Below are 9461 nucleotides of genomic sequence, written 5' to 3'. Positions count from 1 at the left end.
CAGTATTTTTCTTAATAGTGACTATAGTACAAGTATTTAAAACGACATTTCGTGTCGTTCATATGGTTTACTCCAGTCGCTTATATCCTCGTGCTGAACCACGAGGTTTTACGCTCCAGTGGATAAACTTCTTTCACAAATCCGATTAAAACCATACTTCAATCCCCCATCATCCTCTTACGGAAGATATTCCTCATCCCTGAGCCATATATGGCGCAAGAGAAGGGATTTTCGATACTAATTTAATTTTGACCTATACGGATAAACTGAAAAGACAGACACAACGTCAGCTTTTTAAAAACTCACAACTTACCCAAATGCGCCAAACAACGATGAATCGCACCACAACCCGGCTGAAAGTGCTGCACACCTTTGGCTTCTTCCATACGGCACACCTCACTCACCAAACGATCTGCCACACCTCGACCACGGTTTGCAGGATGCACCACAATATATTCAAGCGTACGATGATCATCTTGCCCTGTGCACCAAATCGCACCAATCACTTTAGTATTAAATTCTGCCGTGTAAAGTAGGGTATACTGAGCCAAGTTCTGCTCAAGTTGGCTTACCGCATCTTGCCCATCGCCAAATTCAGGGCTGGTATCATACAGTCGCTCAAGCTGGCTGCGCACTTCGGTATTTTCCAGTGAAGTATAGGCATGTACGGTAATAGGCATTGATTAACCCTCCTGAGCAATCTAATATGCTGAGACTTCGTCACAGCGAAAACATTTTACATCAATCATTTTTGACGTTTTTTGAGGAACGTGTCTATGACCCAACGTATCAGTGAAGTGGTGAGAAATACCAACGAAACTAAAATTCGAGTTCGTGTGAATCTGGACGGTACGGGTCAAGGCACACTCAACACTGGAGTTCCATTTTTAGACCATATGATTGATCAAATCAAGCGACACGGTTTGTTTGATATTGATATTCATTGTGATGGCGACTTGGAAATTGATGATCACCACACTGTAGAAGACTGTGGTATCACGCTTGGACAAGCTTTTGCTCAAGCTTTGGGCGATAAAAAAGGTTTACGACGCTACGGTCACTTTTACGCACCACTTGATGAATCTTTAAGCCGTGTGATTGTCGATTTATCGGGTCGTCCGGGTTTATTTATGGATATTCCATTTACCCGCGCACGTATTGGTACTTTTGATGTGGATTTATTCTCAGAATTCTTCCAAGGCTTTGTCAACCATGCATTAATGACACTGCACATCGACAACCTCAAAGGTAAAAACAGCCACCACCAAATTGAAAGCGTATTTAAAGCATTTGCACGTGCTTTACGCATGGCATGTGAAGTCGATCCGCGTGCTGAAAATACAGTGGCATCAACCAAAGGAACACTCTAATGACCCGAATTGCCCTTCTTGACTATGGCATGGGAAATTTACACTCTGCAGCGAAAGCTTTAGAGCATGTGGGTGCAACGGTAGATGTGACCAATGACCCAAAACTGATTGCACAAGCCGATAAAATTGTGTTTCCAGGTGTGGGTGCTATGCGTGATTGTATGCAAGGCATGCATGAAGCTGGCATTGATGACGTGGTACGCAACGCGGTCTTTAATAAACCTGTACTTGCAATTTGTGTAGGCATGCAGGCGCTGATGCAACATTCCGAAGAAAATGGCGGAGCAGATGCACTGGGCATTTTTGCAGGTACAGTCAAACGCTTTCCTGAAGTAGCAGGTTTAAAAGTGCCACACATGGGTTGGAATCAGGTACATCAACGTGACCCGAGCCACCCTATGTGGAACAACATTGAACAAGATGCGCGTTTTTACTTCGTGCATAGTTTTTATGTTGAACCGCAAGATGAAAAAATCGTGGCCGCGACCTGTGATTATGGTTTAACTTTCTGTACAGCCCTGCATCAAGACAACTTGTTTGCAACGCAGTTCCACCCAGAAAAAAGTCACACTGTTGGTTTGCAGTTACTAAAAAACTTTGTGGAATGGAATATCTAATATTCAGGATGCTTCAATCAATAAAGCCGAGTTAATCTCGGCTTTATTTTTGCGTGAATGTTTTTCACTTTTATTGCACATTGATTTGTGTTTAAAATTAAAGCGTTTTTTATACCTTTTATTCAAAATAAACTGAGGGTCTGTCGATAATTGGTCTATGTTTGCGATGTGAGAGAGATATCTCACAAGATTTTTGAGCAAATATACGGTATGCGACAGAAAATTCAAAAAATCTAGGAATTACAACAATGAGTCAATATGTAGAAGATTCTGCACTCAGTGCAGCGGGGCGTTTTGGTCGATTATCATTTTTAGCGTGGAACTGTTTGCTCAGCTTGGGGCTTGCAGTACTGATTGCAATTATTGCCGTTGTTGCACCCAATTTATTGCTAGAGCTCGGCTCTGGCTCTATGGGCATCGGCATGATCTTGCTCGTGATCATTTATATCGTTGCGTTCTATTTTAGCTTTATTTTCACCATCCGCCGCTTGCATGACCGCAATCATACTGGCTGGTTATCTTTGCTGATTTTGGTGCCTTTGGTGAATATTATTATGGGTTTATATTTGGTATTTGCACCTGGCGATGATCGTCAAAATAGCTATGGTGCGGTACGTGAAACTGCAGGTTGGGAAAAAGTACTGGCTTGGATTTTTATTGTGCTGATGATTTTGGCGATTATTGGCAGCTTCTTGTCAGGTATATTCAGCAACGTCTAAGCAAAAATATTCCACTTGGTTGATATTTCGAAATAGCCCATCTATTGGGCTATTTTTTCAGGATATTCGCTGCAATCTTTGTCCTGCACAGCATTTTCAATCTTTTAAACTTTGCCAAATTCCGCAAAACGCTTTAGGCTAAAACCGCTTCTTTACCGCTTTGAATGTTATGGATCTCACTCGTCTGCGTACCCTGCCTAGCCCTGATGAAATTCGGCAATTGCCACTGTTTGAAAATATTGCGCGTCAAAATATTGTACTGATTCAAAATCTAGAGCAATGTCTAGCAATTGAAGCTGAACTGAAAACCGCAGCTGTCTTGGGTTTCGATTCTGAATCTAAACCCACGTTTAATGTAGGCGAAGTTTCTACAGGCCCGCATTTAATTCAGCTCGCAACCTTAGAAAAAGCCTATCTATTTCAGCTCAATGATGACATTTGGCAATTTTTGCAGCCAGTTTTTGCCAATCGCGATCAAATTAAAGTAGGTTTTGGGCTGAAAAATGATGCCCATTTATTTCGTAAAAAAGGTATACAACTGAATAGCGTGATTGAACTATCCAAATGTTTTGGCAGTTTTGGTTTTAAAAGTCCGCTTGGGCTTAAAAATGCCATGGCATTATTATTTCACGTTCATTTCCCTAAAAGCCGAAGTATCAGCACCTCAAACTGGGCATGCAAACAGCTCAGTGAAGCACAAATTGCCTATGCTGCCGCCGATGCCTACGCACCTGTGTTGATATTTGAAGAGTTGGGGCGTTTGGGTCTATTGCCCGAGCATATCCCAAACAGTTCACTCAAATTGCGGATTCGTCCCTCTAAAACAAAACCTACAACAGATGCTTAGATATTTAACAATACTTTGTTAAGATGCACAGATTGAATTCAATAAGTTTTTGGCAAGGAGCGAAAGCATGCTGATCATCCCTGCAATTGACCTGAAAGATGGCAAGTGTGTTCGTTTAAAACAAGGTCGTATGGAAGATGATACTGTATTTTCTGACGATCCAGTGGCAACAGCACAACACTGGGTAAATGAAGGCGCGCGTCGCTTGCATTTAGTCGATTTAAACGGCGCTTTCGCAGGTACGCCAATTCATAAACCTGTGGTTGAAGCGATTGCAAAATCACAACCGGATCTTCCAATTCAAATTGGTGGCGGTATTCGTTCACTCGAAACCATCGAACACTATTTGGATGCAGGCGTATCGTTCGTGATTATTGGTACCAAAGCCGTACAAGAGCCTACTTTTGTAGAAGAAGCCTGCAAGAAATTTGCAGGACACATCATTGTCGGCATTGACGCCATGAATGGCATGGTGGCTACTGATGGTTGGGCCAACGTCACAGACGTGAAGGCAACAGATTTAGCTAAGCGTTTTGCCGATGCAGGTGTATCTAGCATTGTTTATACCGATATTGCCCGTGATGGCATGATGCAAGGTGTGAACGTAGAACAAACCGTAAACTTGGCGCAATATTCAGGCTTACCCGTGATTGCTTCTGGCGGTGTGACCAATTTAGATGACGTACGCAACCTAAAAGGTCAGCCTGGCATTTTAGGTGCGATTACAGGTCGTGCAATTTACGAAGGCACGTTAAGCCTGCGTGAGGCACAGTTGCTTTTAGATGAGCAATCTTTGTAATTCTGCCGCGTATTTTTAAAGAGGTCTGCGGACCTCTTTTTTATTTTGATTTTATTTTACTCATTTTGAGTTTTCTTCATCTCCCACTGGTTCTATGTCTCAGCTTTCACCAATGCTTCGCAGCAAAGCGCCGCAACTGGCGCTCATTTTGATTACCTTAATTTGGGGTGCAACCTTCATTACCGTGCAATACGGTTTGAACTTCAGCAGTCCAGTACTGTTTGTAGGCTTACGTTTTGCCGCAGCCACGTTGGCCGTGGGGCTGATTTCATGGCGAAGCTTACGTGGTTTTAGCATCGATGAACTCTATGCAGGCTTTGCCATAGGCGCAGTCATTGCGCTAGGTTATGTCACTCAAACCATTGGCTTACAAAGTATCAGCAGTAGCGAATCGGCCTTTTTAACGGCGCTGTATGTCCCGCTTGTACCGCTATTGCTGTGGTTATGCTTTGATCAACGTCCGCATGTCATGACTTGGTTGGGTGCTATTTTGGCATTTGTAGGCTTGGTCTTTTTAACAGGCAATGGCTTAGGCGCAATTCAGTTAAGTTTTGGACAAGCCATTACTTTAATCGGTTCAATTGCGATTGCCTTTGAAATTATTTTAATTAGCTATTTTGCCAATCGGGTCAATTTAAAGCGCGTTACCCTCATCCAACTGGGTTGTGCATCGTTATTGTGTTTTGCGATTGCACCATGGGTTGGAGAAACTCAATTGCCCGAATTTCAGTGGTCACTCCTTGCTGTTTTGCTCGGCTTAGGCATTGCCAGTGCCGTGATTCAATTGGTGATGAACTGGGCGCAACGACAAGTAGACCCTGCGCAAGCTGCTATTATTTATGCAGGTGAGCCTGTTTGGGCCGCATTGATTGGACGTTTGGCAGGCGAGCGCTTGGCAGTTCTGGCGTTGTTCGGTGGACTACTGGTGGTTTTAGGCGTGCTGGTCAGCGAATGGCGACCAAAATTTTTAAAACGAAACACATCATCCCAAAAAGTTGAATGAACAGCATCTAGGCAAGATCGCTCAAAACATCTTAAAAAGACGAACGAACGTGAATTTAATGATACATCGGTAAATTATCATTCACGCGAATTAAACCGCGTATAGCACGGTAAACAATCCATAACCACGAAATAGCAACCACTGCGATACAGAAAAGTGTCGCAGCCAAAGTCATACTGGCAAAGCTTTGCGCATCTGGACTAAAGAACACCAAAAAGAACGGCACAAAGGCCACAATATTCCAAAACAGATACCACCAGAAGCTGCGAATTTGCCAAGTAAAATGACTGGCAAAAATTGAACCTTGTACATCACTACGTTTTAAATAGTTGATGATTAAGGCAATAACGGCCAATATCCCCGCAGAAAAAATCGCCACGATATACAGCACATATAAAATCATGGTCAATGAACGATGTGGGTCTTGATCTACTGAATATGAATGCTCTGCTTCTGACATAATGCACCTGACAAGCCTGTTACTGGAACAATATTCCCAATTAGATACTGAGCTGATTCAACGGAGAAATTAACCATAAAATCAGCAAGATATTTAAGCCTATCGTACAAAAATAAATCTTACCAAAGGGTTGTTTTTGTGTTTTATGGCGTAATTTTTGTTGTGCTAACCATGCTGCAGGCCAGCCCCCTAAAAAAGCCACGATATGCAAATTATTTTCAGGAATACGACGCCCGCCCTGCTGTGCAGCTTCTTTATCTTGTGCATACAGCCAATAACTCAGCGCATTCATCAAACTGATGAATAATAACAACATGCCGCTGAGCAATCCCAACAGCGTCAGCAAAGCCAAAGCAACAATATAAGCCACACATAATATTTGCATCGGCTGCATTTTTTGCGTGATGTTGGATGTTTTCGCACTCACAGCAGATGCCTTTGCTGCTTTGGTCTGCGAAGCTTTTAAATACACCGCTTGCTGTGCTCGGTAACGTCCGCGCTCATCCACAGTTACGGTATATTCCAAGGCACAGCCCACAATTGGACGTGGCCCTTGTCGGGCGAAGTCCTTAATGTGTAAAAACACGCGATCTTTTTGGTGGTCATTCGGCTGAATAAACCCATAACCCTGCTCATCAAACCATTCGACTAAACGCCCTTGATCACGCATGTTCTATATCCCTCAAGCTGTCACAAACTTTAAGCGTTCAATCAGCATATTCCGCATTTCATCTGGATTTTTCTGCAAAATATCTGCGCCTGTCCGCCCTTCTGCCGCATTTTTAGCAGCCACCTGCAAACGCATTAACCAAAAACGTCCTGCCGCCATTGCCAAATACAGTTCCAAACAGGCTTTTTCGTCTTGGGTTAAAGGACGCACCGTTTCGTAGGCATTTAAAAATGCAATCGCCTTGCTTTCATTTAAGCTCAGCTCAGGAAAATCGGTACAAAAATCATTCAGCGTAATCGCAATATCAAACAGCAATTCATCTTGATTTAATTCATAAAAATCTAAAATGCCTTGCAACTGATCATCTGCAAACAAGGTATTGTCACGGAATAAATCCGAGTGAATAAAACCTTTGGGACGCTGCGGATAGACTGCGGTTAAAGCTTCATACAAGCCCAAAAGTTTGGACAGTAAGGCTTGATCGGCCACATGCATGCTTGGTTTTAATTGGCGTGCGACCCCTGCCCAATAAGCATGATCACGTACATGATCGCGCTGCAAAGGAAAATTTTGTAAGGCCACATGCATTTTGGCTTGTGCAATCGCAATCGCTTCCACTTGCGCCACTGTTGCCAGTGTCGGATGCTGCCCAATTAAACGCGGTGCAATTTGTGCAGGTTTTTCTTTTAATTGGTGAATGGCTTGTCCCGAATAGGATAAAGGCACTGCCACAGGCAAACCCGCTTGCCCCAAATGCTGCAATACAGGAATTAATTCACCTGCCGCTTGCTGATCTAATTCTTCAAAAATGGTCAGCACGTACTCGTTTTGATTGTCGCAGCGCAAAAAATAATTGGTATTTTGAATCCCCCCTTGAATGGGAATCAGCTCGACCACCTCCAATCCATAAGGCGCTGCAAAGACCTGAACTTCCTTTAAAGTCAAAGGAGTATAAACCGACATAGAAAACCTGCGAAAAACCTGAGCTAAGTTTGATAGAATACCCGCTCCATCTGCCAAGGTGTAGCGCTTGTGTGGGTGAGTTTCATAATCGGCTGTAATAATTGGAAAAATTTATGCTAGCGAAACGTATTATTCCTTGCCTAGACGTAGATAATGGTCGCGTGGTTAAGGGCGTGCAATTCCTTGATATTCGTGATGCGGGCGACCCTGTCGAAGTGGCGCGTCGTTATAATGAACAAGGTGCCGATGAAATCACCTTTTTAGACATTACCGCTACCCATCATGGTCGTGATACGACTTATCGTACCGTAGAACGTATGGCAGAAACCGTGTTCGTGCCCCTCACCGTTGGTGGTGGCGTGCGTAAGGTTGAGGACATCCGCCTGTTACTTAACGCAGGTGCAGATAAAGTCAGCATTAACTCTGCAGCCGTGTTTAACCCTGAATTTGTGCAAGAAGCCTCACAGCGTTTTGGCGCGCAATGTATTGTGGTTGCCATTGATGCGAAAAAAACGGGTGATAACAAATGGGAAATTTTCACCCACGGTGGTCGTAAACCAACCGGTATTGATGCCATTGAATGGGCAGTGAAAATGGCAGACTATGGCGCAGGTGAGCTATTGGTCACCTCAATGGATGCCGATGGCACCAAAGCAGGCTATGACTTGGCGCTCATGCGTGCCATCAATGACCGTGTAATGGTACCTACCATTGCTTCTGGCGGTGTAGGTAATTTACAACACTTGGCCGATGGGATTCTAAAAGGCGGTGCCGATGCGGTACTGGCAGCCTCAATTTTCCACTTTGGTCAGCATACCATTCCTGAAGCCAAACAATATTTGGCAGCACAAGGCATTGAAATGCGTTTGTAAAATCATAGTGCAAACGAACTGTGAAAAGTGCAATCTGAGGATTGCACTTTTTTTAGCTTAAAATTGAAGTAAAGGTAAAATTTAGGCAGAAAAAAAGGAGTCCGAAGACTCCTATCAACTCAAAAAACCACAGCGCTGAGGTTCTTTTATCTTTTTAAATAGACTTATAAAAAAATAATCAACAAAATCAATTTATCATCACACAATATTCAACCGAAACATCCGTGGATATTTCACTGCACACAATATACGCAGAGCTTTAGCTGAAATATTGACCAAAAACACCAAAAACATTGACCATTTGCGACAAGACTTGCCCAAGCTGTCAGTACAAACCTTCATTTGCTGCAATACAGTTAAGATAACTGCTCTGCCACAGCTAATTTTTTCTCGACCCATTTGGCAGGAAAATATGCAGCAGACAGATGGTTTAAACCCTGTGCAATCACCCGAGGTAAGGCAATGCCTAACGGATTTTGCTCCTGTAAGGCAGGTGCTGAAATGACTCGCGTTCCTAAAATATAATCAAACCACGGTTTGGTCACGCACCAGTTCGCATCCTGATTGCTGTTCATGTGATGGTCATAATGCCACGGAATTTTCTTAACTGCCCACTCTGGCTCTAAATGCGCACGACGGTGAATATAATAATAATTCGCAGCACTATATAGCGCAGCCAAACTCATACCCTTAGAAATTGGATAGAACACGCCACTGGCCACCGTTGCCACCACAGCCAAAGACACAATTTCATTTTTGGTACGCCAGTTGCGAATCCCTTCGACATAGCCATGATCGTGAAAACTGGTTTTACGCACTTCACGATGATGTTCCCAATGTGATTTCATACTTTCAGGCACAGGACTATAACGGCGCTGCCCTGCTCGATGCGTTCCGTGCAAAATATATTTATGTGCCACCCATTCAAAACCATTGGCAACCACCAAACCTGCTAGAAATCCTTTCCACAGTAAGCGTCCGCTGAACCCCATGCCTATTTTTTAATTCGGTTCCGGTTTCCAGCGGTGTGGTAGCAATTCTTCAATCTGAGTCACTTTATGTGTCGGCAACCTTTTCAGCACATCACTTAAATAGGCATAGGGATCCAGCCCATTCAGCTTTGCTGACTGGATTAATGTCA

General features: G+C 43.4%; 13 protein-coding genes. 7 read left to right on the top strand and 6 right to left on the bottom strand.

From position 1 onward, the window contains the following. Window positions 1-302: 302 nt before the first annotated feature. Window positions 303-680 carry a GNAT family N-acetyltransferase gene (locus ACEO2X_RS12225; RefSeq protein ID WP_096902643.1) on the bottom strand — a complete coding sequence of 126 codons (378 nt, stop codon included), beginning with the start codon at window positions 678-680 and terminating at the stop codon, window positions 303-305. Between the two features lie 96 nt (window positions 681-776). On the opposite strand from ACEO2X_RS12225, the gene hisB reads away from it, so the two are divergent. The 6 genes from hisB to ACEO2X_RS12195 all read left to right on the top strand — a co-directional run bounded on the left by hisB (window position 777) and on the right by ACEO2X_RS12195 (window position 5355). Further along, the gene (gene hisB / locus ACEO2X_RS12220; protein ID WP_096902642.1) at window positions 777-1370 is read left to right on the top strand and encodes an imidazoleglycerol-phosphate dehydratase HisB; all 594 of its coding nucleotides are present in this window, start codon (window positions 777-779) and stop codon (window positions 1368-1370) included. After that, a complete protein-coding gene (gene hisH, locus ACEO2X_RS12215) occupies window positions 1370-1987 on the top strand; it encodes an imidazole glycerol phosphate synthase subunit HisH (protein ID WP_004974401.1) in 618 nt (205 codons plus the stop codon). Before hisB ends, hisH begins: the two co-directional genes overlap by 1 nt. A gap of 248 nt (window positions 1988-2235) precedes the next feature. Continuing rightward, window positions 2236-2706: a DUF805 domain-containing protein gene (locus tag ACEO2X_RS12210; protein WP_004974398.1), complete on the top strand. Its 471-nt coding sequence runs from the start codon at window positions 2236-2238 to the stop codon at window positions 2704-2706. Window positions 2707-2875: 169 nt separating this feature from the next. Further along, entirely contained in the window at window positions 2876-3553 is a 678-nt protein-coding gene (locus tag ACEO2X_RS12205) for a hypothetical protein (RefSeq protein ID WP_004974396.1), read from the top strand. A gap of 67 nt (window positions 3554-3620) precedes the next feature. After that, on the top strand, window positions 3621-4352 hold the full coding sequence (gene hisA, locus ACEO2X_RS12200) for a 1-(5-phosphoribosyl)-5-[(5-phosphoribosylamino)methylideneamino]imidazole-4-carboxamide isomerase (RefSeq protein WP_004974395.1): 732 nt from the start codon (window positions 3621-3623) through the stop codon (window positions 4350-4352). A gap of 112 nt (window positions 4353-4464) precedes the next feature. Beyond that, a complete protein-coding gene (locus tag ACEO2X_RS12195; protein ID WP_228274487.1) occupies window positions 4465-5355 on the top strand; it encodes a DMT family transporter in 891 nt (296 codons plus the stop codon). Between the two features lie 55 nt (window positions 5356-5410). Here the strand turns inward: ACEO2X_RS12195 and ACEO2X_RS12190 are convergent, their stop codons facing one another. The 3 genes from ACEO2X_RS12190 to ACEO2X_RS12180 are packed head-to-tail and all read right to left on the bottom strand — an operon-like array spanning window position 5411 to window position 7448. Further along, the gene (locus tag ACEO2X_RS12190; protein WP_167846391.1) at window positions 5411-5815 is read right to left on the bottom strand and encodes a hypothetical protein; all 405 of its coding nucleotides are present in this window, start codon (window positions 5813-5815) and stop codon (window positions 5411-5413) included. Window positions 5816-5855: 40 nt separating this feature from the next. Next, window positions 5856-6485, bottom strand: coding sequence for a DUF1294 domain-containing protein (locus ACEO2X_RS12185; RefSeq protein WP_179994019.1), 630 nt, complete (start codon window positions 6483-6485; stop codon window positions 5856-5858). Window positions 6486-6497: 12 nt separating this feature from the next. Then, entirely contained in the window at window positions 6498-7448 is a 951-nt protein-coding gene (locus ACEO2X_RS12180; protein ID WP_154320233.1) for a homoserine kinase, read from the bottom strand. Window positions 7449-7561: 113 nt separating this feature from the next. On the opposite strand from ACEO2X_RS12180, the gene hisF reads away from it, so the two are divergent. After that, window positions 7562-8320 carry an imidazole glycerol phosphate synthase subunit HisF gene (gene hisF, locus ACEO2X_RS12175; RefSeq protein ID WP_154320232.1) on the top strand — a complete coding sequence of 253 codons (759 nt, stop codon included), beginning with the start codon at window positions 7562-7564 and terminating at the stop codon, window positions 8318-8320. A gap of 356 nt (window positions 8321-8676) precedes the next feature. Here the strand turns inward: hisF and ACEO2X_RS12170 are convergent, their stop codons facing one another. Together ACEO2X_RS12170 and ACEO2X_RS12165 are read right to left on the bottom strand one after the other, a co-directional pair. Continuing rightward, complete coding sequence (locus ACEO2X_RS12170; protein WP_154320231.1) at window positions 8677-9291, bottom strand: hypothetical protein; 615 nt, start codon at window positions 9289-9291, stop codon at window positions 8677-8679. A 30-nt stretch (window positions 9292-9321) separates the two neighbouring features. Next, on the bottom strand, window positions 9322-9461 hold a 140-nt coding region (locus ACEO2X_RS12165; protein ID WP_180050393.1), incomplete at its 5' end, for a transposase domain-containing protein.

The organism is Acinetobacter sp. AL9, assembly GCF_041464035.1.
GTDB lineage: Bacteria > Pseudomonadota > Gammaproteobacteria > Pseudomonadales > Moraxellaceae > Acinetobacter > Acinetobacter towneri.
The sequence above is the reverse complement of the archived record's forward strand: the minus strand, read 5'-3'. Positions and strand labels throughout refer to the sequence as shown.

What these genes read in the sequence shown, in the direction of transcription:
- hisA (WP_004974395.1), top strand. Translation starts at nt 3,621, where the DNA reads ATGCTGATCATCCCTGCAATTGACCTGAAAGATGGCAAGTGTGTTCGT.
- ACEO2X_RS12205 (WP_004974396.1), top strand. Translation starts at nt 2,876, where the DNA reads ATGGATCTCACTCGTCTGCGTACCCTGCCTAGCCCTGATGAAATTCGG.
- ACEO2X_RS12185 (WP_179994019.1), bottom strand. Translation starts at nt 6,485, where the DNA reads ATGCGTGATCAAGGGCGTTTAGTCGAATGGTTTGATGAGCAGGGTTAT.
- hisH (WP_004974401.1), top strand. Translation starts at nt 1,370, where the DNA reads ATGACCCGAATTGCCCTTCTTGACTATGGCATGGGAAATTTACACTCT.
- ACEO2X_RS12210 (WP_004974398.1), top strand. Translation starts at nt 2,236, where the DNA reads ATGAGTCAATATGTAGAAGATTCTGCACTCAGTGCAGCGGGGCGTTTT.
- ACEO2X_RS12190 (WP_167846391.1), bottom strand. Translation starts at nt 5,815, where the DNA reads ATGTCAGAAGCAGAGCATTCATATTCAGTAGATCAAGACCCACATCGT.
- ACEO2X_RS12180 (WP_154320233.1), bottom strand. Translation starts at nt 7,448, where the DNA reads ATGTCGGTTTATACTCCTTTGACTTTAAAGGAAGTTCAGGTCTTTGCA.
- hisF (WP_154320232.1), top strand. Translation starts at nt 7,562, where the DNA reads ATGCTAGCGAAACGTATTATTCCTTGCCTAGACGTAGATAATGGTCGC.
- ACEO2X_RS12195 (WP_228274487.1), top strand. Translation starts at nt 4,465, where the DNA reads ATGCTTCGCAGCAAAGCGCCGCAACTGGCGCTCATTTTGATTACCTTA.
- ACEO2X_RS12225 (WP_096902643.1), bottom strand. Translation starts at nt 680, where the DNA reads ATGCCTATTACCGTACATGCCTATACTTCACTGGAAAATACCGAAGTG.
- hisB (WP_096902642.1), top strand. Translation starts at nt 777, where the DNA reads ATGACCCAACGTATCAGTGAAGTGGTGAGAAATACCAACGAAACTAAA.